We start from the raw sequence: 22120 nt of genomic DNA, 5'->3' as shown, positions 1-22120 counted from the left end.
CTACAAGCTTATGGTAAGATAAGTAAAAGGAAACAGTAGGAGTTGAAACAATGTTATTACACCATTTAGTTCAAGCAGAACGAAAAAAACGATTACGAGAAATCGTGGCTATATTTGCTGATCGTGCGAAAGAACATGATGAAAAAAAAACATTTCCATTTAAAAATATAAATGAACTACAAGAGGTTGGCTACCCTTCTTTAAGTTTACACACATCATTAGGAGGACAAGGTTTGACATTAACTGAATGGCTAGAACTCCAAGAGATCCTCGCCATCGCTGATGGCTCCACTAGCCTTTCAATCGGTTGGCATATTGGTATTACATCGGAACTACATGATAAAAATTGGCCTGAAGAAACATTAGATGAAGTGGCAAGTGATATAACTACCAAAGGTGCTCTATTAAATGCAGCTGCAACAGAACCAGAAACAGGTAGCCCTACTAGAGGAGGTAAACCTACAACAAAAGCGGTCCAAACTGAAAATGGCTGGCTCATCTCTGGGCGAAAAAGCTTCACCTCAATGGTACCAGCACTAGACTATATTCTCGTTTCAGCTACACTCGAAACAGGTGAAGTCGGTAACTTTCTCGTCAAGAAAGAGTTTAAAGGTATTTCCATTGATGAAACATGGGATACAGTTGGTATGCGCGGAACAGCAAGTCATGACCTTATTTTAAAGGACGTCGAGGTTCCTTCCCATTATTATGTTGAAACATTTACTCCTGGACAAAAGAGTCCTGCAGGCTGGCTCTTACATATTCCAGCTTGTTATTTGGGGATTGCGCAAGCAGCACAATACGAAGCTGTTCAATTTGCTAAGACCTATTCTCCAAACAGTTTAAATGGGCCGATTAAAAATATACCAGCGGTTCAAACTAAAATTGGAGAGAATGAAGCTGATTTAATTCAAGCACGTCACTTACTTTATGGCGTTTCTTCGAAATGGGATCATGCAACCGATGAGGAGCGAATGTCGATGCAGTTAGAATTAGGAGTCGCTAAATTTCATGTCGTCAATTCTGCTCAGAAGGTTGTTGATCGAGCGATGCGAGTAGTTGGTGCTCACAGTCTATACAACAGTAGCAAGCTACAACGATACTACCGGGATGTTAGAGCAGGTATTCATAATCCTCCAATGGATGATCGAACGATACAATTACTTGCTCATGCTCAACTGAATGAAGAGTGATTGATAATAGTTAGCAGCTACCTCCACTATCACATTTCTTTATAATTAAAGCCTAATGAGTGAACCTATCTTCTCATTAGGCTTTTTTCAGTAATTAGGATATTATGCGCGGATGTCGTTTTGCTTAAGTCGAAATCGAATACAATTAGGACAATGGCTCCGCACAATGATTTAAACAACAAAAAGACTTACATGAGTTCATCATAAATAAGATTAGGTGGAGCGACTTTTTCCTCGGAATAACCATAGGCATTCTCAACGATTTGTACGACTTGTTCAAAAGAACAGTCGTTGACATGCAACGTCGCTAAATTATCACCTTGTTTAACATGATCACCAAGCTTCTTATGTAGCTCTATTCCGACTGCAAGATCAATTTTTGATTCTTTTGTCGCTCTTCCAGCCCCTAGTTGCATCGCTGCTACCCCAATTTGTTCTGTATCGATTGTTTTTACATAACCCGTATATTGAGAAACAACTTGCACAAGCCTATTCGCAACAGGCAATTTTGAAGGATGATCCACAATAGATGGGTCACCCTTTTGTGACTCAATAAACCTTTTTAACACATTTAGAGCTTCCCCATTTTCAATCACTTCTTCTAGCATCTCTCGCGCTTTCTTTAGAGACTTAGCCTTCTTCGCTGCATACACCATCTGACTTCCAAGTCTCATACATAGCTCGTATAAATCGTTAGGCCCTTCACCTTTTAATAGACCAATCGCTTCCTTGACTTCTAAAGAATTACCAACTGTATACCCTAAAGGCTGACTCATGTCAGAAATAATAGCCGTCGTTCTCCTGCCGAGTTGCTCGCCAATTTCCACCATTGCCTCCGCTAATTCTCGAGCCTGGTCATATTCCTTCATAAATGCACCGCTACCTGTTTTCACATCAAGCACAATCGCATCAGCACCTGATGCAATTTTCTTACTCATAATAGAGCTTGCAATTAACGGTATCGAATTGACCGAAGCTGTTACATCTCGCAGTGCATATAATTTCTTATCTGCAGGAGCCAAGTTGCCTGTTTGTCCTACCACTGCCAGTTTATTTCGATTAACTAATTCAATAAATTCAGATGGTTTCATTTCAACAGAGAAATGAGGAATCGATTCTAGCTTATCGATTGTTCCCCCTGTATGACCAAGCCCTCGCCCAGACATTTTAGCAACAGGAACTCCTACAGCTGCGACAAGTGGTGCTAAGGCGATTGTTGTTTTATCACCAACACCACCAGTAGAATGCTTATCTACTTTGATCCCTTCTATTTCAGAAAGATCAACTTGATCACCTGTCTCAACCATCGCCAACGTTAACTCAGCTCTCTCTTTCATTGTCATATCTTGAAAATAGATGGCCATTGCAAATGCAGACATTTGATAGTCAGGAATCGAACCATTCGTATATTCATTAATAACATATCGAATTTCTGCCTTTTCTAATTCTTCTCCATCTCGCTTCTTAGCAATGATATCAACCATGCGCATGAATGATCACATCCTCTACTCTACAGCTCAACTTTTGCTACTAGCTCACGAACTAATTTAATAAAGGTCGGTTTCGTTTTATTAGCGACTTCAACGACTTCGTCATGGGTTATCCCTTGAATTTCTTCACCTATCGCCATATCTGTAATACATGATATGCCGATTACATTCATATTTGCGTGCCTAGCGACAATGACCTCAGGTACAGTGGACATTCCGATTACGTCTCCACCTAGCTTACGGAGCATAATTAATTCGGCTCCACTCATGTAAGTCGGACCTGTCACGCCAGCATATACACCTTTTTGAATTTGAATGTTTAATGACTTAGCCGTTTTTTCAACAAACGTAATAAGTTCAGGTGTGTAAGCATGGCTCATATCTGGAAAACGCGGACCCAACTCATCAAAGTTAGCACCAATTAAAGGGTTGTCACCAGTCATATTTAAATGATCCGTTATAACCATTAAATCCCCAGGTGAAAAGCTTTTGTTCATTCCACCACACGCATTCGTAACAAGTAAAAGTTCCACACCTAACGCCTTCATCACTCTTACTGGAAACGTCACTTGCTGCATTGTATAGCCTTCATAATAATGAAAACGACCTTGCATAGCGATGACATCTTGTCCCTCTAATGAACCTATAACTAATTGTCCAGCATGTCCTTCAACTGTTGAGACAGGGAAATGAGGAATATCCTCATAATTAATGCGGACAGCGTCTTCTACTTCATTCGCAAGCTCTCCTAATCCTGAACCAAGTATTAGCCCAACTTTTGGTGTATGTTTCATTTTTGCTTGAATAAATTCCGTTGATTCGTTAATGGCTTCTAATAATGTCGTCATTTCAACATCTCCTCTACATTGAATGTACAATTGCTTTTACTAATGCTAAAAAATCTTCCTTCACTTTTTCCGTCGTCTCAATAACTTCTTCATGTGTTAACGGCTGCGGAAGAATTCCGGCTGCCATATTCGAAATGCACGTTATACCAAGTACTTCAAGTCCAATATGACGAGCAACGATAACCTCAGGTACGGTGGACATCCCAACGGCATCACCGCCAAGCTCTCGAATCATACGAACTTCCGCAGGTGTTTCATAAGAAGGACCGCTATTCGCAACATACACACCTTCCTGCAACGTAAGATTTAACTTCTTTGCTTGCTCACGGGCAATATGACGTAACTGGTCGCAATACGCATTTGACATGTCGGGAAATCTAGGGCCTAAATCTTCATTATTTGGTCCAATTAACGGATTTTGATTCATTTGATTAATCTGATCTGATATTAGCATTAGATGTCCTGGTTCAAAGGATGTATTCACTCCGCCTGCTGCATTTGTCACAATTAACTGTTTGACACCGAGTTGCTTCATCACTCTAACTGGAAATGTCACTTCGTGAGCTTGATATCCTTCATATACATGAAAACGACCTTGCATAGCTACGACATACTTATTTTGCAGCTTTCCAAATACGAGCTTTCCTGCGTGCCCAGACACAGTCGAGACTGGAAAGTGAGGAATTGAACGATAAGGTACATCTATCGCTTCTTCAATTTCATCTGCGAGTACTCCTAATCCTGACCCTAAGATAAGTCCAATTGTAGGACTATCTCTCACTTGATCTTTTAAAAATTGTGTTGCTCGTCCAATACTTTCCTTGTCCAATTTTTCCACCCCTTGCATTTATTCTACTATCACTCATAGTTCTGACAAAAAGCTAATACCGTATTTCGGCATTGTAATGTTGAAATTGTCAGCAATCGTCGCACCGACATCTGCAAATGTTTCCCGTGTACCTAAATCATTACCTCGCTTCTGTCTTTTCGAGTAAACGAGTAATGGCACGAGTTCACGAGTATGATCCGTACCAGGATAAGTCGGATCATTACCATGATCCGCTGTAATGATTAACAAATCATCCTCGGTTACGTGTTCGATCACCTCAGCTAATTGTTGATCATACGCTTCTAATGCTTGCCCATAACCAATCGGATCTCGGCGATGACCATATTTCGCATCAAAATCAACTAAGTTCACAAAGCTTATTCCAGTAAACGAATTTTTCATCGATTCAACGAGTTTTTTCATCCCATCATCATTGGATATCGTCCGTACCGACTTCGTTATTCCTTCACCATCGTAAATATCAGAAATTTTCCCGATCGCAATCGAATCAAAACCAGCATCTACCAATTCGTTCATAACCGTACGAGCAAATGGCTTTAGCGCATAGTCATGACGATTAGGTGTTCGTACCCAATTGCCGTTTTCCCCAACAAAAGGGCGGGCGATAATTCGACCAATCATATATTGCGGATCAAGTGTAATGGCTCGTGCCTTTTTACAAATTTCATACAATTCTTCAATCGGAACAACATCTTCATGTGCAGCCACTTGTAATACAGAATCTGCAGATGTATAGACGATGAGCTTACCCGTCTTTACATGTTCTGCACCTAATTCTGCAATAATTTCTGTACCTGAGGCAACTTTGTTTCCAATCATTTTTCGTCCCCACGCTCGTTCTAATTGTTCAACAAGCTGTGGAGGAAACCCTTCAGGAAACACTCGAAACGGCTCTTTAATATGAAGACCCATTAACTCCCAATGTCCCGTCATCGTATCCTTACCACTTGATGCTTCCTTCATGAGGCCGTAATGCGCCAATGGTGATTCGACTTTATTTATACCTTGTATCTCTCTAATATGTGCTAAACCAAGCTTTGCCATATTTGGCATATGTAGTCCACTCATTTTTTCTGCAATGTGACCTAACGTGTGTGACCCTTCATCACCAAATAAATGAGCATCAGGAGCTTCTCCAATGCCGACGGAATCTAATACAACTAAGAATACCCGCTTAAACGTATAATTTGACAAATAGATTTCCTCCTTCTTCAATCTTATATTTACTAACATACCCTAATACAGGTTAAAAACTCAATTCAAACACTACTTTTCATGACAATTCATCATCATTGTCTGATGTCTGACAACTTTATCGTACAGAGCTAAGCTAAACAACGAATCCCGTTTAGCTTATGATCCTTTACGCTCGTGGATGATATTTCGTATATACATCTTTCATTCTATTTTTCGTTACATGTGTATAAATTTGGGTTGTAGAAATATCGGCATGTCCAAGCATTTCCTGTACGGCACGTAAATCAGCCCCATTCTCAAGTAAGTGAGTTGCAAATGAATGCCGTAGTGTATGTGGTGTAAGTTCCTTTTGAATACTTGCACTCTCAGTTAATTGTTTGAGGACTTTCCAAAATCCTTGTCTACTTAAAGGATTTCCATGTAAATTAACAAATACATAATCGTGACGCTTCTTCTTCATTAATTGTAATCTACTCTTTTCAAAATAGGTTTGTAGCGCAGAAGTTGCAGCACTTCCTAATGGTATAATTCGCTCCTTATTCCCTTTACCGACACAACGAACAAAGCCCATTGTTAAATGTGTATCTGTAACGGTTAAGCGAATGAGCTCAGAAACCCTCATTCCAGTAGCGTATAATGTCTCTAGTAAGGCTCGATTGCGAATCGAAAAGACATCATTACCCTTTGGAGCTTCTAATAGTGCTTCAACCTCAGTAGTAGAAAGGACTTTCGGTAATTTTTTCACCGCTTTCGGAATATCCAGGTGGACAGATGGATCTTGATCAGATAACTTCTCGCGTAGGGCAAATTGATGCAATGCACGAATAGACGCAATCGTACGAGCTATGGTTGTTTCGGCTCGACCTTTTTCCTTTAGTTCATATAAATAATAAACAATGTGTTGTCGAGTAATTTGATTCAAGCTAGATATATTCTCTACTTTTTCCATGTAATGAACGTATTGTGATAAATCCCGCTTATATGAGAGAATCGTATTATTAGCTAGTCCTCTTTCCACCTGTATATAATGAAGAAATTGAGCTATTATATTGTCCAAATGATATCGCTCCTATCATAACTAAGATGTTATTCTCCTTCTTGATAGAAGAACCTTAATCTCTCAAAAAAACTCGAGACATGACCTTCCTCCGGTTGAAAGACTTTAACAGCCTTTCCTTCCGGCTCATCATACCGATGGTAACTCTCATATTCTTGACTTACCCATAGAATACCATAATAGAACAATAAGGTGCATCCCATAAAAAGAATAAATACTTTTAACGTTTGTATGACCGCTTGTAACCATGATCTCATCTAATTCATCTCCTCTTAAACAAAAGGTTCCTGTTACAAGCTATGCCAAAATAAGAAGGAATTATACTAGTAAATACAGCTATTCAAAAAATCTATACCTTATTAACAGTTAAAAAGAGCTGACACTTATAAATAGTCAGCTCTTTCCCTCTTTGCTCGTATCCGTTTCTTCATGTTCATGGCACCTATGACAAATACCATGAAACGTTAAACGATGATCTTTAATTTTAAAATTCCAATCACGTTCAACAATTTCTTCAACATCTCCTAATAAATCCTCTTGAATTTCATCTACAGCTCCACATTCAATACATACTAGGTGATGGTGAAAATGATCAGCTCCCTCTTGACGAAGGTCAAAGCGAGAAACACCATCTCCAAAGTTAATTTTATCAACAATCTTTAATTCTGCTAATAATTCTAATGTACGATAAACTGTAGCTAACCCAATTTCAGGTGACTTTTCTTTAACGAGGAGGTATACATCTTCTGCACTCAAGTGGTCCTCTTCATGTTCAAGCAAGACACGAACAGTTGCTTCACGTTGAGGTGTTAGTTTATAGCTCTGTGAGTGTAGATGCTTTTTTATCCGTTCAAGTCGTTTCTCCATCGTTATCTTCCCCCTCTCAAACCCTTAAAACCTCCTCTTATTATAATCATTCAAAAAAAGAGTGTCAATTGATAATAATTCTTATTTATAAAATTATAATTATTATCAATTTATATTAATTATTACATTGGATTTGAAATGATTAACCTCATTAATACAGGAGAAACATATGCTTCAAAAGCTGACGCGAATGAAAGCATCGCTCCTACACATAGGATTAACAACGTATATTTCATAAATTGAGGAAAAATCGGCACGTTCGTTCTTTTCATAAACTGCTGCCTAATCATTTTTAAACAAAAAGAAATACTAGCTGTCCCAACTATAATAAATGCTGGCACTAATATAAAATTTTGTGGCATGATCGACACAAATGAAATTAAAAAACCTGTCATTCCCATTTGGTTCACTAAAAATCCAACTGTAAACCCGACTACAGCACCCTTTAAAAAAAGTAAAACGAGAATAACAGGTAAACCGATTATCGATAACCCGAGTATCCACATAAGACCAAAGTATTTGGCATAATGTGCATAGCTTTGTGAAAAGATCGTTGATGATTGAGCCAGCTCCCCCTCGGTAACATGTCCAAAAAATTGATTAACGTACATATATAAATCGTGCTTTTGTGTTAAGCTCAAACTATTAACTATAATAGCTCCAAATACAATTCCCATTAAAAACAAAACCGTCGTAAACACATACATCGTTCGATTTTCTTCGAGGTGCATCGAGATCATTTCACGAAGACCATACCTCATCATAACCATCCTCCCTTGTACACTTACTACACTCTATGAGTAATAAGGAGAATCTATGACGTAAAACTTTTTTAATCTATTATCTTTCCAAATGTCCCCCCACCGCCTGCACGAATAACTAAATCACTTGTGCGAGCAAGCATAATAGACTCTACTATTTTCGGTGAAACCACTTGCTCCAGCTCTTTTTTTGAAGCATTGTGAATCACATTCATATCTGTACCAAATGCAGCTCTTAACCTATTTAATGTTTTTCGGCCTACTTTCGGGATAAATTCCAGTGGTATTTGATGCACATATGAAGGACGGCAAACCTTTGAATGGCCTAATGATAACTCTTTAATTCGTTCTGAGACCCCTTTTATAATCGACTCACTATGACATATAAGGCATCTTCTTCCCGTCATTGGTTGCGAGCAACTCGCACATATTGTTTGATAATATTTCCCAAGCAAAGGGTCTAATCCATAATTAGCAACTATTTTACGTCCATCAACTTCTTTTAACGCTAATCTCAATTCTGAAAAGCTCGGCTCCTTCATCTGTATCATTTGATATTCCCTAGCCATTTTCTCCAAGGAATGAGCATCTGAATTCGTCAGAAAAGGATAAGATTGTAGCTCAATCACTTGCTCAGCCATTGCCGTATCACTGCTCAATCCTAATTCAACCGCATCAATTAGTGAAGGTTGTAATACTTCCGTTAAGCTACTTATTACCCCTTTTCCGTACAGGCTTTTAAACGGAGTAAAAATGTGTGCCGGTACAAACAAGCCTTCTAATTCACGAACTTTTTCTTGAATCGTTACTGCCTTCTCATAAATTCGCTGAGAGCTTAAAGTAGCGTTTTTCATTCGTTTTGACAACCAATAAGAAAACGCTCTCATATTTTCAAGTGTGGGTAAGTAAGCAAGTACATGAATAGGACCATGACAATTCTCATCATAAATTTCTATTTCAGTGCCTAAAAGAAGTGTCACGTTTGAAAATTGAATACCTCCATCCGCACGTTCATATGCCACTCCACTACGAATTTGTTCTTCAATCTGATCGAGAATTTCACCAACGTGGCTATCAATTACCCCTATGACATCAATTCCTTTCACATGCTCAGCATAATGGATAATATTTTCCAAAGTCAACGAAGAAGCAGCGGTTATTTTCACCGCTGCATTTGATCGTGTACGACCAATATGAATATGTAGATCCGTAACATAATGATTCACAAAAGTCATCCTTTCTTTTCATACAGCCTTGCATATTGAATCGCGTACATCGTTTTAGCATCGTGGATTTTTTGCTCTTTAATTAATTTCTCAGCCTCTTGTAAATCAATCTCCAACACATCGATGAATTCATCCTCATCTGCTTGACTTTGACCAATTTCAAGATTTCTTGTCACATACAGATGAATTAATTCATCTGCAAACCCTGGTGAAGTGTAAAAGGAGCCAATAAACGTTAAAGAGTTAGTCTTATAGCCTGTTTCTTCTTCTAATTCTCTCATAGCAGCTAACTTCGGCTCCTCATTTTCTTCTAGCTTTCCTGCAGGAATCTCAATAATCGACTTTTGCAACGCTTTTCGATATTGCCTCACTAAAACAAGTTTTCCATCCTCTTTGATTGGTAATACAGCAACTGCACCCGGATGTTTGATAACCTCTCTTATACTCGTACGTCCATCCGGCAATTCCACCTCTTCAAGCTGAAGATCAATGATTTTTCCTTTATAAATCTCGGTCGTTTTGATCGTTTTTTCATTTAAATGGTCCATGTCTCTCCTCCAGTTCTTTTTCTGTGACTCTTCACATAAAAGTGTATCATAAGAAAGGATGTGACTGGACCGTTGAAGGTGTATATTCACAATAAAGGTCTAACAATAGCAGGAAAAGTGTGGGAAGTACGTGCCAAGTTAAAACAATTACAGCATTCATTTGAAACGGTAGAGCATTATATTGACAGCTGTTATGATTCTATGCCAAATCGCAAAGCTTCTGCCACAGCACAAAAAAAGTGGGGATCTTCCGCAAAAGTCCGGCCCATCGATTGAATCGGTAAAGGTGACGCCTTAAGTGCTTCGTCAACCCACTCATCTACATGGATCGTTGAAAAATAAAAATGGTGGTCGCTCGCATATGGCTCTCTTCCAATTAATTGCGACTTAATAATCTTTAATTTCTCTTGATCCAAAAATGGGAAAGGTATATTAGCTGGCTTAAATGTAAATTCACATAGCGTCGTTAACGTATGATGACTTAACCCGAAATGTCGACTTCGTTTATCAATGAACGAAATTCTCGGAATCCAAATTGGCTTACCTTGTAATGCACTTACGATATGAGACCAATGCGCTTGTACCATACCAGCAAAACCATAATAGCTACCACTCCCAACAACACCTGGTCCAACGGAAATCATTAAACAATCAACTTCGAGCACATTGTAGGCAAACTGTAGGGCAGAAGCCACTGTAATTGCCTCATAATCCCCACCAAAAGCCTGTCCTACCGTTATCGTTATAAGTGTATGAGCTTTTTTAATTTCGCGTAATTGATCACTTATAAATAAAGGCAAGGAAGCCTGGTCGTCAATAATGACACACAATCTCTTTTTCGGATATTTGACTTTAAGTAGGGAAAAGGCAAGAGGAATCATACTATGTAACTCAGCCAAAAATACGGGTAGTCCTGCTAATGAAAATGGCTTTTGAAATAAGGCATGATAGTCACTCTCTTGAGATTCAATTGTTTGAACACTATGCTGACAAGGCGTATAGCGAGCTTTCATTATATGTCCTTCATTTTCAGCTTTCCAATGCAAAGCTTTATGCCGATGTGAGACGACAATATCCCAACCACCTGTTCCTAATTGTAAGTCCGTTGCCGTAACGTTTACAATGACTGTATCGCCTACTTCGGCTTTGGAACAAAGACGTTTATAAAGGATTGCCTGTTTAGCGCCTTTGTCCGTTCTTAGCTTTTGAATGTGCTCATCTTCAAAAGAAATCTCTTGGATCGTTACTTCTATTTCTCGGTACATCCTTTTCACGCCTTTAACGTCCTAATATATCCTATAGTATTCCTCTATTTTCACATTATATGTTATTCATTTATAAGAGAGGCTCGATTTCTTCTTCGATCATTTCATAAGTAACCTCACCTAAGAATACTTCTGTAATTTCACCCTCTCTACCAATGACATACGTAATTGGCATTCCATGCTTTGCTCGTAAGCGTTCTAGGAGCTCTCCATCCTCATCAAAAAAAACAGGTAATGTTAGATCAATCTCTTCAATAAATTGAGCAGCATCATTCAGAGTGCGTTCTGTAGTTTGCATGTTAACTGTTACTATGGATAGGCCCTTTTCAGCGTATTCATCTTGTAGCTCCATTAATTCTGGCATTTCATCGCGGCACGGCTCACACCAAGATGCCCATAAATTTAAGACGATAACATCACCTTGGTAATCATAAAGCTGACCTTCATCCTGCTCATACATAGGTAACTGAAAATCTTCCATCACCATTCCTTTTTCATTACCATACTGCTGACGGTCAGCAAAAATGATAACCGCAATAGCAAGTATTACGCAAGCACCTAGTATCATTTTCGTTCTTAGCTTTTTCATATGAATTCCTCCGTATTTGATCATCTAGTGTCATTATAAGAAGGAATGCGCTCCAATAGCAATAAACACATATGGCAATTAAAAGAATTCTTTTCGAACAATCAAAAGTTTGCTAGAATAAAACAGTTCAATAAAAAATTCCTAGTTTGAAAGGACGGTAAATATGTCTATCATTGAAGCGATTATCTTTGGAATCGTTCAAGGAATTACGGAATTCCTTCCGATTTCAAGTACAGCACATATTATTATTACGCAAATGATTTTTAACTATCAATTTCCAGGGCTTTCTTTTGAAATCTTTCTCCACCTAGCATCTGTTCTTGCTGTTGTTATTTATTTCAGACGTGATTTAATTGAAGTGATTGTTGGCTTCTTTCAATACTTTACAAATAAAAGTAAAGAAAACCGAACTCAGTTCTTCTTTGCGATTTACATCGTGGTTGCAACAGGTATTACAGGAGTTCTTGGAATGCTACTTGAAGGCTCAATCGGTGAATCACTCAAAACACCTGCAGTTATCGCTGTTTCCTTAACGATAACAGGTATCTTTCTCATTATTATTGAACGAATTGTACGCTATGGAAATCGAAAAGAAGACGAAATGACATTTATAGATTCGATGATTGTTGGCTTAGGGCAAACGTTAGCTGTTTTTCCAGGTATCTCTCGATCTGGCGCAACGTTAATAACGGCCCTATTTATCGGCTTAAACCGTGAAACGGCCGTTCGTTACTCTTTCTTATTAGCCATCCCAGTTATTCTTGGGTCGACAGTTTTAGCCATCGGCGATTTTACACAAGGCTCATTAGTAGCGGATATCGGAATTGTACCGTTAATAATTGCTTTTATCGTTACATTTATTTTTTCTTGGATTGGAATTGTATGGCTAATCGGCTTTTTGAAACAGAGTAAATTGATTTACTTTGCTATTTATTGCTTTGTTGCTGCTATTTTTGTCTATTTCTACTTATCTCCAGACACGATTATGGAAGTGTAAGAAAATATGTGTTAACAGCATTTCTCTACTAAGACACACCTCCAAACACATTTAGATTATTATTTGTTCTAATTATGAAAAAGAGTCTTAAAAGTTCACTTTGAACCTTCAAGACTCTTTTTCCTATTCAAAGTACCTACACATTCGCTAACGCATCACTAATAGGAATGTCCCCATTAAGAATTTCAAATGTTTGACCAAATGTATTCTCTCTTTCGATGACATCAGCTAACACAATCGCTACATCTTCTCTTGTGATCGTATTATCACGAACCTTTATTTCTTCCTCTAATTTTATCTTGCCTTGAGCAGGTTCATTCACTAAGCTTCCCGGACGAACAATCGTATATGTTAATTTTGAGCGCATCAAGTGCTCATCAGCTAGCTTTTTTGCTACTAAATAATGTCGAATGCGATCACTTTTATCAGGATCAACGGTTCCCATCGAGCTTAGCATCACGAATCGCTTTACTCCATATTTCTCAGCCGTATCAGTGACCTTAATCGCTCCCCATAAATCAATCAAAATCGTTTTATCAGCACCTGTGTGGCCACCAGAACCGGCAGCAAACACAATTGCATCAATCTGATGTATCGTAAACAAATGATCAATGTTTTGCTCTAGATCTCCTACAACGGTTTCAACAGCACCTAATTGCTTTAATTCATTTGCTTGTTCCTCGTCACGAATCATCGCAATAGGACGATAGCCCTTTTCTGATAGTTTCGTTAAAGTATGTCTTGCTACTTGTCCATTAGCTCCCACTACTAGTACATTCATCTAATCGCTCCTTCATAAATAGCATTCTTTTAACTTTTCCCTTTATATTTCCAACTTAAACATGAAACGTTTTTTTAAATTGGTCAACGAACTCGTCGTTTAAACCTGCCCCAATTAAAATAAGACAAGGTTCGAATGTTTGATCAACTGCCGTTAACTGCATGCGACCTGATGAATATTGGCAACTATACAATGTTGGGTCATTCTCCACATACAAATACCCTTTTGCACGTAACAATACCGATTGCTTTTTCAACCAATTTTCAAGCATGACTTTATTTAATGGTGGAATGTCTGTTATATTTACCGCTTGAAATGGATGATCATGATGGTCGTGATGGTGGTTTAAATCGTTCACATCATGACTGCTAGATTTCATTACTGTGTAACGCTTCTCAAATAACCGTTCTAATGACACTTGACCATATGTCGCTTCTATTATATTTACTTGTTCTTGTTTCAATTTTTGTATCCGTTTTTTTACTTTCTCTTTCTCTTTTTCATCGATTAAATCGATTTTATTCAAAATAATTAGGCTACTCGTACGTATTTGATCCTTTAGCATTTCTCTAATTTCTTTAGAACTTTGGAATATGCTTTGAAATTCCAGGTAACGACTTGCATCCACTGCACCTAAAACTTGGTGAACATTCACATAATTAATAACATTTGGATGAGCTAGAGCTTCAACGATTTCAACGGGATTAGCAATACCAGTCCCTTCAATGAACAATACATCAATATCTTCACGACTTGTTACAAGCTGTTCAATTTCTAATCTCATGTCGTCTTGAATGGTACAACAAATACAACCATCCAACATCTCAATCAATTCTTCGTCCTTGAACAGCTGCTTTTCAACATTTTCTGAACCAAGTTCATTCAATAAAATGGCTGGAGTTAACCCATCATCCTTCGCTTTCTCAACCATTCGTTTTAATAGTGTTGTTTTTCCACTTCCTAAGAAGCCTGTTAGAATATAGGTCGAAATTGATTTATTCATGAACGTTCCCTCCCTCCATATTAAATTAGCATAGTTCTCGCACTTGCTCAAACGAGAACCGTTACGTTTTAAAATTATAGTTGCATAGACGCACCAACTGTATTATTATAAATAATACAGTTAACCACCTCGGTATGACTCTCATGAAAGGAGGACTTTATGTTTCAATTAGATATTCGTAGTCGGAAGCCTATTTATGAACAGCTTGTCAATAAATTAAAGGAATTAATTATGCAAGAAGTTTATCGGTCTGATGAACAATTACCTTCTGTCCGAATGTTAGCTCAAGAATTAACCATTAATCCAAATACAATACAAAAAGCATATAACGAGCTTGAGCATCAAGGTTATATCTACTCTATACCTGGAAAAGGAAAATTCGTTGCCCCTAAAACGGAAACGATTAATGATGAAAAGGTGAAAAAAATGAAGCAAGAGATTATTAAGCTTATAACGGAAGCACTTTATTTAGGAATGAATAAAGATGAGCTTGTATCATTAATTAACGATGCCGAACAATCACTCAAGGGAGGCGATCTTCATGATCGAGATTAAACACCTACATAAAAAATACGAAAAGTATGAAGCGATCCAGGACGTTACGTTAACTGTTCAAAAAGGATCAATTTATGGATTGCTCGGTTCAAATGGTGCAGGGAAAACAACATTGCTAAAAATCATCTCGGGCATATACAAGCAAAACAATGGGTCAGTCTATATAAATAATCAACCGATTTATGAAAACAATGAATTAAAACAACGGCTTATTTTTATTGCGGATCATCTATATTTCTTCCCAAATACGACAATTAAGCAAGCTGCTCAGTTTTACTCACATATGTATAAACATTGGAATGAAGAACGCTTTCAACAACTTCGTCATGTGTTTAACATTGACATCAAAAAAAAGGTTCACCAACTATCGAAAGGGATGCAAAGACAAGTCTCTTTTTGGCTTAGCTTATCAACCATGCCAAATATACTTATACTTGATGAACCATTTGATGGCTTGGACGCAGTCATGAGACAGAAAATTAAAAATTTGCTCATTCAGGACGTCGCTGAACGGGAAATGACAATTCTAATCTCTTCTCATAATTTACGAGAAGTTGAAGACCTTTGTGATTCAATAGGAATTATGTACAATGGTGAAATGATTATGGAAAAAGAGCTAGATGATCTAAAATCAGACATTCATAAAGTTCAAGTAGCATTCAAACAGGAAGTGTCTCATCCATTTAAAGAGAATGTAGATGTTCTATATGAAGAAAAGCGTGGAAGTGTGCGTCTCTTTATTGTTAGAGGGAACCAGATAACCATCGAGGAACAGATTGCTTCATTACAACCAGCCATTTTTGACCTTCTTCCGCTTACACTCGAAGAAATCTTTATTTATGAAATGAGGGATGTCGGCTATGCTATCGAAAATGTTCTCGTTTAACCGTGGGATTTTAAATTATAATATTCGTCATATCGGCTGGTTACCACTTGCATACTTCATTTGTTTGTTGTTTACCATGCCTATTCATTTACTATTTGAATATTCAAATGCAACACCACAAAGACCATTTGTACCTCCTGAATCATTATTTGATATGTCATATGGCTTTCTATACTTTTTGACCTTTGTTTTACCAGTATTATTAGGAATCTTTTTATTTCGTTACATGCAAGTCAAATTATCAAGTGACTTTATCCATAGTCTTCCGATACGACGAGAGCAGCTCTACATCCAAAAAATCATAACTGGTACCGTTTTTTTAGTTGTTCCATATGTGTTGATCGCTCTAATTCTACTAATGATCGGGTGGTATATTCCAGCACCGAACCTACTTTCAATTTCTTCGGTTAGTGAATGGCTTGCCATGATGATACTCATGAACCTTTTTGTGTTTTATATCACTGTTTTTGTCGGGATGTTTACCGGTATCTCTGTTTTACAAGGAGCACTCACCTATATTTTATTCATTTTTCCCGCAGGTATCATTGTGTTATTTCTATATAATATTTCATTTGCCATGTACGGACTTTCACTAACGTATCATCATTATGAGTCTTGGGTGCCTTTTACCGTCTTACCTAGACTTACGTATGAGGACGTATCAACGACAGAAATAACTGTTTATGCTCTAATCGGTCTAGCTGCCGTTATCAGCTCATACTTTTTATATCAAAAAAGGCATGCTGAGGCGGCAACGTCAGCGATTTCATTTTCACCTTTAAAGCCGTTATTTAAATATGGTGTGACATTGTGTTTCATGCTATTAGGTGGATTGTATTATGGCTATGTCGGGAGTGACTGGAATTGGATTCTTTTTGGTTATTTCATTGCATCGGTCATTGGTTATTTCATTGCTGAAATGATTATCCAAAAGTCTTGGCGAGTCTTTCATAAGTGGAAAGGGTATATTGGATATATCGCCGTTGTTTTGGTGATAGGAATCGCTATTCATTTCGACATTACCGGTTACGAAAAACGGATACCAGTAGCTGAATCCGTTAATCAAGTCTTCTTTTCTGAGCAAGGTTATTTGTATCATTATTCAGCGACTGAAGCTTCATATGGCGAAGAACCTTCAAGTCATTATTATGAAGAACCTGAAGTCATTCAAGCGATTATAGGCTTACATGAGCAACTTGTTCGTGACAAAAACCACCTAATGAATTTCACACATACGTATGATGACCAAACTAAACGCTTTACATTTGGTTATCACTTAGAAAATGGGAGAACAATCCTAAGAGAATATTCATTTCCAGCTTACGCATATGAAAAATGGCTAGAACCGATTATCGAATCAAATGAATATAAAAGAAATCACAATCCAATTTTGAACGTTGATACAAATCATATTCAATCAATCAGTGTAAATAACCGACATATTCGGAACCATTTGCAACTACCTTATCTCTATATTAATGAAGCAGATCATATCCAACGTATACATGATGCTCTCATTCAAGATATTAGAGAAGAAACGATTCATGATACGTTAAACCCCAACTATTGGGAAACAGATATAACGTTCAATTTAAATAATGGCAGAGTACTATCGCTAACTTGGAATAAATCGTACACACAATTCGATCAATGGTTAGAGGAAAATGAGCTACAATCGCAAAGCAGATTAACATCCGAGCATATTCATCACGCCATTGTAATCAAAAGTGACTATTTCCCTTATGAAATATTTGATACGCTTCACTCAAAAAGTGATTTGAGCTTACTCTCCATTGACTATTTTGAAATTGATTCTTCTGATGAAATCGACGAGCTACTCCACGATATTCATCCTTATGAGCACAGCTCTTATTATGTCGTTTTATTTTCTGAGAATAAGGTATTAGAGGAAGTGTTCTTTCTTAATGAGCAGGAGGGACAAAAGTATATAAATTAATCCATTCATATTTGAACCACTCCGCGAATATCCTTTTAGAGTGGTTCAAAATTCATCCTTAGGAAGGAGGTATCATCATGTGGGAACTTCTATTATATGCAATGGTTGCTCCAATGATGACAATCATTCTTTCTCTTGTGTTTGCATGGAAATATGACGACCTATTTGCTGCGCCGATGATCACATTTATTCTTTTTAATTTACCGACCATTTTTATTTCGATGAATTATTCGATTGGTTGGTACATATTTTTTGGATGGTCCATATTCTATACATTTCTCTCCTTATTCATTTCTTTGTTAGTATGGTTACTACGAAAACATCAACAAACATCGACTTCATTATAAAAATAGATCAGTAAGGTTTTAAGTACCCTTACTGATCCATTACTTTTACTGTGCTTTTACCGCTTCCTTCTGTTTTCTTCTTTTCTTCATTGCTTTCGTTATATATCCTCCTCGGAAATTACGAGGCTCGTAGGACACGACAAAAGCACTCGGTTCATACGTACTTACAATCTTAATAAACTCTTCTTCACGATCTCTTCTTGCTGTACAATCTAAACGGTATCGTCGAGCGTTATTCATTCCTTCCACTTCAGCTGATGAAACGCTAAAACCTTCATCACGAAGATGTTTCGTTAGCTCTTCATTTTTATTCATAATGTTAACCTCAATCGTAACATACCCAATCGCTAGCTTTTGTTCAATAATTTGCCCTATATATAATCCAACGCCAAACCCTATTGCATAGGATGCCATGTTTAAATAATTTGATAAATCACTAAAAACAATTCCAAGTGCGACAACATAAATAAACCCTTCTAAAATACCAAGTGCTGCAGCCTTTTCCTTCATCCCCTTCACCATCATGATTGTCCTTAATGTAAGAACTGGAACGAAAAGAAGCTGTGCGATGAAAATAATAATCGCTTGTAGCATGAAATCTCACCCCTTCTGTTAAATTCAACTTACGTAGTCTAACAGGATTTTCTTCATCAAGCTACCTAAATTGATAATATTTTTTTGGAAATATTTCAAATATGTTTTCAACTTGATGACATTTTAAAAAAATTATCCCCCAAGAAAAAGTTATATGTTAGAATTATTCCTACTATGTTTCTATTAGAAGGAGCTCATCACTATGAAATCATTAAAAGGAACCCTTCTAGGTTTCGCTAAGGACTTAAGTGGATTTATTCTCCTTATCTTGTTCCTTATTCTCTTTTTTAATATAGATTCTTTTAAAAATGAACAAGTTGGCATAACGGTTCCTGATACGTGGTTGCTCATACATATGAACTTCCTAAGTATTGTCTTAGAAGCAGTTCCATTTATTCTATTAGGCGTTTTCGTTTCAGCCTTGATCCAAATTTATGTAAAAGAAGAAATTATCCATCGTTATTTACCTAAAAATGCTTACGCAGCCCTTTTACCGGCAGCGATTATGGGGGCGATCTTCCCTATTTGTGAATGTGCGATCGTTCCAATTGTAAGACGTTTAATAAAAAAGGGAATGCCCCTTCACGTAGGAGTGGTTTTCCTAGTAGCTGCACCGATATTAAATCCGATAGTTGCTGCTTCAACCTTTTTTGCATTCCGAACTGATCTATCTGTTCTCTATGCACGAATGGGACTAGCATTTATTCTTTCCATTCTCATTGGTGCGATCCTTTATATCATTTTCAAAAATAAAGATCAATTGAGATGGACAAAGGACGAACTTGTTGGGCGACAGGTAGTTGTAGACCCTATCTACCCTAGGAAGATGAATCGTATAAAACAAACGATGTACCATGCAGCTGATGAATTTTTCTTAATGGGTAAATATTTAATTATGGGAGCCTTTGTCGCTTCTTTGTTCCAAACATTACTTGATCGTGAGTTCCTTCTAGCTATCGGAACTAACGAATGGAGTTCTACAGCAGTCATGATGGGATTTGCCTTTTTAATCTCTCTTTGTTCTGAGGCTGATGCGTTTGTCGCTGCATCATTTAACAATACATTCTCAACAGGCTCATTAGTTGCCTTTTTAGTATATGGACCAATGCTTGATTTAAAAAATACGTTTATGCTATTTGCCTTTTTCAAAGTACGCTTTGTCGTGACCTTTATGACTGTCGTTACGGTTGTTGTATTCGCCGCAATGATTGCACTTCAATATCTCCAAATCTTGTAAGGAAGGTGTTGTAAATGAAAAATAATCAATCTGATACTGGATTTCACGCCTATATTCGTGGAATTATTCTAATAGGTTTTGCTTTACTTATGCTTGCATTTTTAATGACGGGTAATATTACGTATTACATCGCACCGACAATGTTCCCGCTTATTTATTTTGCCACTGCCGTCTTCTTAATACTTGGTATTCTACAAATTATTAGAAGTACCAAAAAAGGGCAGGAAGAGGAACAGCTTTGTGATTGCGGTACCGATCACTCTGTACAAGGACCGTTTTTTGTTAAGCTAATTATTTATACGATTTTCATCACCCCGATTGTATTAGGTTTCGTTTTACCAGACCGTTTATTAGACAGCTCAGTTGCAGCGAATCGTGGTGTTCAATTTGGTTCTGGTTTAGTTGAGACGACTCCAGTAGCACAAGAGCCTGCAAACTCTTCATCAACTTCACGAGCAGAAGCATTTCTTGATGACCCGGAGGCCTACTATGCTGAATTAGAAAACCATGAAGGAGCAGATTCTATATCTAATGAAGAATTTTACACCGAAGAAGGATATAACCAATATTACAGCGAGCTTGCTTCAGAGTTATTAGAAGAAGACACCGTTATTGTAACGGAAGAAAATTATTTAGACGTCATGACGATTCTTGACCTACATTTAAATGATTTCATTGGGAAATCAATTGAAACGGTCGGGTTTGTTTTTCAAGAAGATGACTTTGACGATGACCAATTTGTCGTAGCCCGATTTGGAATGACATGCTGTATTGCCGATGCCTCTGTTTACGGAACGATGGTTCGTTCAGATGAGCCTCTTGAACTAGATAATGATACTTGGGTACGCGTAAGTGGCATTATTGGAGAAAGTACGTATGGTGAGATGCGAATTCCACAAATCATGTTACGTGGCTTCGAAATTATCGAAGCACCTGATAGCCCTTATGTATACCCTCGGTTTAGTTTTTAAAGCCATTTCTTTTAGGCCACTGAAACATACAACCTTTTCAGTGGCCTAATGATTAAAATGTTAAGATGATTTGATTGAGACGGTTAATACCTCTGTCGCTCCTCCAATGACATCTATATGCGACTCTTTACTCATTTGCGCTATTTTTTCCACATTCGTAACGACTACAGGAGTGATCGTACTCGTTGCCTTCTTTTTAATTACATCGATATCAAACTCGACAAGTGTATCACCTTTCTTAACGTGATCTCCCTCTTTCACCTGTGTGGTAAACCCTTCTCCTCCTAAATGAACCGTGTCCAGGCCAATGTGAATAAGTATTTCTAAGCCACCTGCTGTTTTCATTCCTACCGCATGTTTAGTTGGAAAGACTTGTACAACATATCCATCAACAGGGGCTACAACCTTACCTTCAGTTGGAGCAACAGCAAATCCATCTCCCATCATTTTCTCACTAAAAGTAGGATCTGGTACCTCTTCAATCGGAATTAATGTGCCTGTTACTGGGCTATAAATCTGTTCTTCGGTAGGCTTCGTTTCTTCTTTTATTCCAAACAATTTTTTTAGCATTTTCAGTGCACTCCTTCATGCGTTCAAGTTAGTCTTACTATACCCTTTATTAACATAGCAAAACGTACAATTTACCATCGTCCTTCACTTTTTCCGCTGTTATCTATTCATCATTTTTTATTTAACATAAACTATAGGGAAGTAAAGAAAGGAGCTGAGGACAATGAGTTACGGTTATAACGGATTTACGTTAATTGTCGTTTTATTCATCCTCTTGGTTATCGTTGGCTCTGCATATGTTTGTTAAAAGAACCGCGTAGCGGCTTTTCTCTGAATTCACTTACACCCACCTTAATTAAGTCTCTAAATACTTTATAAATTTTGTCTTTTC

The 22120-nt window shown here is 37.5% G+C and carries 26 protein-coding genes; 10 read left to right on the top strand and 16 right to left on the bottom strand.

The window, feature by feature from the left end; all coding sequences use genetic code 11:
* Window positions 1-50 precede the first annotated feature (50 nt).
* A complete protein-coding gene (locus ACERJO_RS09265) occupies window positions 51-1193 on the top strand; it encodes an acyl-CoA dehydrogenase family protein (RefSeq protein ID WP_373647314.1) in 1143 nt (380 codons plus the stop codon).
* 188 nt (window positions 1194-1381) lie between these two features.
* On the opposite strand, the gene ACERJO_RS09260 is transcribed toward ACERJO_RS09265, so the two are convergent.
* The 10 genes from ACERJO_RS09260 to ACERJO_RS09215 all read right to left on the bottom strand — a co-directional run bounded on the left by ACERJO_RS09260 (window position 1382) and on the right by ACERJO_RS09215 (window position 10037).
* Complete coding sequence (locus ACERJO_RS09260) at window positions 1382-2683, bottom strand: pyrimidine-nucleoside phosphorylase (RefSeq protein ID WP_373647313.1); 1302 nt, start codon at window positions 2681-2683, stop codon at window positions 1382-1384.
* A 20-nt stretch (window positions 2684-2703) separates the two neighbouring features.
* Window positions 2704-3531, bottom strand: coding sequence for a purine-nucleoside phosphorylase (locus tag ACERJO_RS09255; RefSeq protein ID WP_247107444.1), 828 nt, complete (start codon window positions 3529-3531; stop codon window positions 2704-2706).
* Window positions 3532-3544: 13 nt separating this feature from the next.
* Complete coding sequence (locus ACERJO_RS09250) at window positions 3545-4360, bottom strand: purine-nucleoside phosphorylase (RefSeq protein WP_373647312.1); 816 nt, start codon at window positions 4358-4360, stop codon at window positions 3545-3547.
* A 33-nt stretch (window positions 4361-4393) separates the two neighbouring features.
* On the bottom strand, window positions 4394-5575 hold the full coding sequence (deoB, locus tag ACERJO_RS09245) for a phosphopentomutase (protein ID WP_373647311.1): 1182 nt from the start codon (window positions 5573-5575) through the stop codon (window positions 4394-4396).
* A gap of 169 nt (window positions 5576-5744) precedes the next feature.
* Window positions 5745-6635 (bottom strand): site-specific tyrosine recombinase XerD, encoded by an 891-nt coding sequence (gene xerD, locus ACERJO_RS09240; protein WP_373647310.1) that lies wholly within the window; start codon window positions 6633-6635, stop codon window positions 5745-5747.
* Window positions 6636-6664: 29 nt separating this feature from the next.
* Complete coding sequence (locus ACERJO_RS09235; protein WP_247107440.1) at window positions 6665-6892, bottom strand: YqzK family protein; 228 nt, start codon at window positions 6890-6892, stop codon at window positions 6665-6667.
* Window positions 6893-7028: 136 nt separating this feature from the next.
* The gene (gene fur, locus ACERJO_RS09230; RefSeq protein ID WP_247107439.1) at window positions 7029-7502 is read right to left on the bottom strand and encodes a ferric iron uptake transcriptional regulator; all 474 of its coding nucleotides are present in this window, start codon (window positions 7500-7502) and stop codon (window positions 7029-7031) included.
* Between the two features lie 122 nt (window positions 7503-7624).
* Complete coding sequence (gene spoIIM / locus ACERJO_RS09225; protein ID WP_373647309.1) at window positions 7625-8266, bottom strand: stage II sporulation protein M; 642 nt, start codon at window positions 8264-8266, stop codon at window positions 7625-7627.
* 68 nt (window positions 8267-8334) lie between these two features.
* Entirely contained in the window at window positions 8335-9489 is a 1155-nt protein-coding gene (locus tag ACERJO_RS09220; protein ID WP_373647308.1) for an endonuclease Q family protein, read from the bottom strand.
* 5 nt (window positions 9490-9494) lie between these two features.
* On the bottom strand, window positions 9495-10037 hold the full coding sequence (locus tag ACERJO_RS09215; RefSeq protein WP_373647307.1) for an NUDIX hydrolase: 543 nt from the start codon (window positions 10035-10037) through the stop codon (window positions 9495-9497).
* 60 nt (window positions 10038-10097) lie between these two features.
* Here ACERJO_RS09215 and mciZ point away from each other — a divergent pair, with 60 nt between their 5' ends.
* Entirely contained in the window at window positions 10098-10313 is a 216-nt protein-coding gene (gene mciZ, locus ACERJO_RS09210) for a Z-ring formation inhibitor MciZ (RefSeq protein ID WP_308446108.1), read from the top strand.
* On the opposite strand, the gene ACERJO_RS09205 is transcribed toward mciZ, so the two are convergent.
* Window positions 10229-11302 carry a DUF3866 family protein gene (locus ACERJO_RS09205; protein WP_373647376.1) on the bottom strand — a complete coding sequence of 358 codons (1074 nt, stop codon included), beginning with the start codon at window positions 11300-11302 and terminating at the stop codon, window positions 10229-10231. The genes mciZ and ACERJO_RS09205 overlap by 85 nt on opposite strands.
* 70 nt (window positions 11303-11372) lie before the next feature.
* Window positions 11373-11891 (bottom strand): TlpA disulfide reductase family protein, encoded by a 519-nt coding sequence (locus ACERJO_RS09200; protein WP_373647306.1) that lies wholly within the window; start codon window positions 11889-11891, stop codon window positions 11373-11375.
* Window positions 11892-12054: 163 nt separating this feature from the next.
* On the opposite strand from ACERJO_RS09200, the gene uppP reads away from it, so the two are divergent.
* Window positions 12055-12888, top strand: a complete 834-nt coding sequence (gene uppP, locus ACERJO_RS09195) for an undecaprenyl-diphosphatase UppP (RefSeq protein ID WP_373647305.1) — start codon at window positions 12055-12057, stop codon at window positions 12886-12888.
* Window positions 12889-13024: 136 nt separating this feature from the next.
* Here the strand turns inward: uppP and ACERJO_RS09190 are convergent, their stop codons facing one another.
* Together ACERJO_RS09190 and ACERJO_RS09185 are read right to left on the bottom strand one after the other, a co-directional pair.
* Window positions 13025-13669, bottom strand: a complete 645-nt coding sequence (locus tag ACERJO_RS09190; RefSeq protein WP_373647304.1) for an SDR family oxidoreductase — start codon at window positions 13667-13669, stop codon at window positions 13025-13027.
* A 55-nt stretch (window positions 13670-13724) separates the two neighbouring features.
* The gene (locus ACERJO_RS09185; protein ID WP_373647303.1) at window positions 13725-14672 is read right to left on the bottom strand and encodes a CobW family GTP-binding protein; all 948 of its coding nucleotides are present in this window, start codon (window positions 14670-14672) and stop codon (window positions 13725-13727) included.
* 159 nt (window positions 14673-14831) lie between these two features.
* Between ACERJO_RS09185 and ACERJO_RS09180 the strand changes: the two genes are divergently transcribed.
* The 4 genes from ACERJO_RS09180 (at window position 14832) to ACERJO_RS09165 (ending at window position 18417) form a co-directional block, all read left to right on the top strand.
* Window positions 14832-15227 carry a GntR family transcriptional regulator gene (locus tag ACERJO_RS09180; RefSeq protein WP_247107432.1) on the top strand — a complete coding sequence of 132 codons (396 nt, stop codon included), beginning with the start codon at window positions 14832-14834 and terminating at the stop codon, window positions 15225-15227.
* On the top strand, window positions 15214-16113 hold the full coding sequence (locus tag ACERJO_RS09175) for an ABC transporter ATP-binding protein (RefSeq protein ID WP_247107431.1): 900 nt from the start codon (window positions 15214-15216) through the stop codon (window positions 16111-16113). Before ACERJO_RS09180 ends, ACERJO_RS09175 begins: the two co-directional genes overlap by 14 nt.
* Window positions 16088-18070: an ABC transporter permease gene (locus tag ACERJO_RS09170; protein WP_373647302.1), complete on the top strand. Its 1983-nt coding sequence runs from the start codon at window positions 16088-16090 to the stop codon at window positions 18068-18070. The genes ACERJO_RS09175 and ACERJO_RS09170 overlap by 26 nt, the downstream gene beginning before the upstream one ends.
* A gap of 77 nt (window positions 18071-18147) precedes the next feature.
* Window positions 18148-18417, top strand: a complete 270-nt coding sequence (locus ACERJO_RS09165) for a DUF2651 family protein (protein ID WP_373647301.1) — start codon at window positions 18148-18150, stop codon at window positions 18415-18417.
* A 45-nt stretch (window positions 18418-18462) separates the two neighbouring features.
* On the opposite strand, the gene ACERJO_RS09160 is transcribed toward ACERJO_RS09165, so the two are convergent.
* Window positions 18463-19011, bottom strand: a complete 549-nt coding sequence (locus ACERJO_RS09160) for a DUF2179 domain-containing protein (RefSeq protein ID WP_373647300.1) — start codon at window positions 19009-19011, stop codon at window positions 18463-18465.
* 202 nt (window positions 19012-19213) lie between these two features.
* Between ACERJO_RS09160 and ACERJO_RS09155 the strand changes: the two genes are divergently transcribed.
* On the top strand, window positions 19214-20248 hold the full coding sequence (locus ACERJO_RS09155; RefSeq protein WP_373647299.1) for a permease: 1035 nt from the start codon (window positions 19214-19216) through the stop codon (window positions 20246-20248).
* 14 nt (window positions 20249-20262) lie between these two features.
* Window positions 20263-21219, top strand: a complete 957-nt coding sequence (locus ACERJO_RS09150; protein WP_373647298.1) for a TIGR03943 family putative permease subunit — start codon at window positions 20263-20265, stop codon at window positions 21217-21219.
* Between the two features lie 60 nt (window positions 21220-21279).
* Here ACERJO_RS09150 and ACERJO_RS09145 read toward each other — a convergent pair whose 3' ends face one another.
* A complete protein-coding gene (locus tag ACERJO_RS09145) occupies window positions 21280-21789 on the bottom strand; it encodes a PTS sugar transporter subunit IIA (protein WP_373647297.1) in 510 nt (169 codons plus the stop codon).
* 163 nt (window positions 21790-21952) lie between these two features.
* Between ACERJO_RS09145 and ACERJO_RS09140 the strand changes: the two genes are divergently transcribed.
* On the top strand, window positions 21953-22036 hold the full coding sequence (locus ACERJO_RS09140) for a YjcZ family sporulation protein (protein WP_247107453.1): 84 nt from the start codon (window positions 21953-21955) through the stop codon (window positions 22034-22036).
* Window positions 22037-22120: the final 84 nt, after the last annotated feature.

It is taken from the genome of Halalkalibacter sp. AB-rgal2 (genome assembly GCF_041821005.1).
Taxonomy (GTDB): Bacteria; Bacillota; Bacilli; order Bacillales; family Bacillaceae_D; genus Halalkalibacter.
Note: the sequence above shows the minus strand (reverse complement) of the source record. Positions and strands in the feature narration are given on the sequence as shown.

What these genes read in the sequence shown, in the direction of transcription:
- ACERJO_RS09180 (WP_247107432.1), top strand. Translation starts at nt 14,832, where the DNA reads ATGTTTCAATTAGATATTCGTAGTCGGAAGCCTATTTATGAACAGCTT.
- spoIIM (WP_373647309.1), bottom strand. Translation starts at nt 8,266, where the DNA reads ATGATGAGGTATGGTCTTCGTGAAATGATCTCGATGCACCTCGAAGAA.
- ACERJO_RS09255 (WP_247107444.1), bottom strand. Translation starts at nt 3,531, where the DNA reads ATGACGACATTATTAGAAGCCATTAACGAATCAACGGAATTTATTCAA.
- ACERJO_RS09215 (WP_373647307.1), bottom strand. Translation starts at nt 10,037, where the DNA reads ATGGACCATTTAAATGAAAAAACGATCAAAACGACCGAGATTTATAAA.
- ACERJO_RS09265 (WP_373647314.1), top strand. Translation starts at nt 51, where the DNA reads ATGTTATTACACCATTTAGTTCAAGCAGAACGAAAAAAACGATTACGA.
- ACERJO_RS09175 (WP_247107431.1), top strand. Translation starts at nt 15,214, where the DNA reads ATGATCGAGATTAAACACCTACATAAAAAATACGAAAAGTATGAAGCG.
- ACERJO_RS09205 (WP_373647376.1), bottom strand. Translation starts at nt 11,302, where the DNA reads ATGTACCGAGAAATAGAAGTAACGATCCAAGAGATTTCTTTTGAAGAT.
- ACERJO_RS09190 (WP_373647304.1), bottom strand. Translation starts at nt 13,669, where the DNA reads ATGAATGTACTAGTAGTGGGAGCTAATGGACAAGTAGCAAGACATACT.
- ACERJO_RS09260 (WP_373647313.1), bottom strand. Translation starts at nt 2,683, where the DNA reads ATGCGCATGGTTGATATCATTGCTAAGAAGCGAGATGGAGAAGAATTA.
- ACERJO_RS09140 (WP_247107453.1), top strand. Translation starts at nt 21,953, where the DNA reads ATGAGTTACGGTTATAACGGATTTACGTTAATTGTCGTTTTATTCATC.
- ACERJO_RS09145 (WP_373647297.1), bottom strand. Translation starts at nt 21,789, where the DNA reads ATGCTAAAAAAATTGTTTGGAATAAAAGAAGAAACGAAGCCTACCGAA.
- ACERJO_RS09235 (WP_247107440.1), bottom strand. Translation starts at nt 6,892, where the DNA reads ATGAGATCATGGTTACAAGCGGTCATACAAACGTTAAAAGTATTTATT.
- ACERJO_RS09165 (WP_373647301.1), top strand. Translation starts at nt 18,148, where the DNA reads ATGTGGGAACTTCTATTATATGCAATGGTTGCTCCAATGATGACAATC.
- ACERJO_RS09170 (WP_373647302.1), top strand. Translation starts at nt 16,088, where the DNA reads ATGCTATCGAAAATGTTCTCGTTTAACCGTGGGATTTTAAATTATAAT.
- ACERJO_RS09160 (WP_373647300.1), bottom strand. Translation starts at nt 19,011, where the DNA reads ATGCTACAAGCGATTATTATTTTCATCGCACAGCTTCTTTTCGTTCCA.
- ACERJO_RS09150 (WP_373647298.1), top strand. Translation starts at nt 20,263, where the DNA reads ATGAAAAATAATCAATCTGATACTGGATTTCACGCCTATATTCGTGGA.
- uppP (WP_373647305.1), top strand. Translation starts at nt 12,055, where the DNA reads ATGTCTATCATTGAAGCGATTATCTTTGGAATCGTTCAAGGAATTACG.
- ACERJO_RS09200 (WP_373647306.1), bottom strand. Translation starts at nt 11,891, where the DNA reads ATGAAAAAGCTAAGAACGAAAATGATACTAGGTGCTTGCGTAATACTT.
- ACERJO_RS09185 (WP_373647303.1), bottom strand. Translation starts at nt 14,672, where the DNA reads ATGAATAAATCAATTTCGACCTATATTCTAACAGGCTTCTTAGGAAGT.
- fur (WP_247107439.1), bottom strand. Translation starts at nt 7,502, where the DNA reads ATGGAGAAACGACTTGAACGGATAAAAAAGCATCTACACTCACAGAGC.
- ACERJO_RS09155 (WP_373647299.1), top strand. Translation starts at nt 19,214, where the DNA reads ATGAAATCATTAAAAGGAACCCTTCTAGGTTTCGCTAAGGACTTAAGT.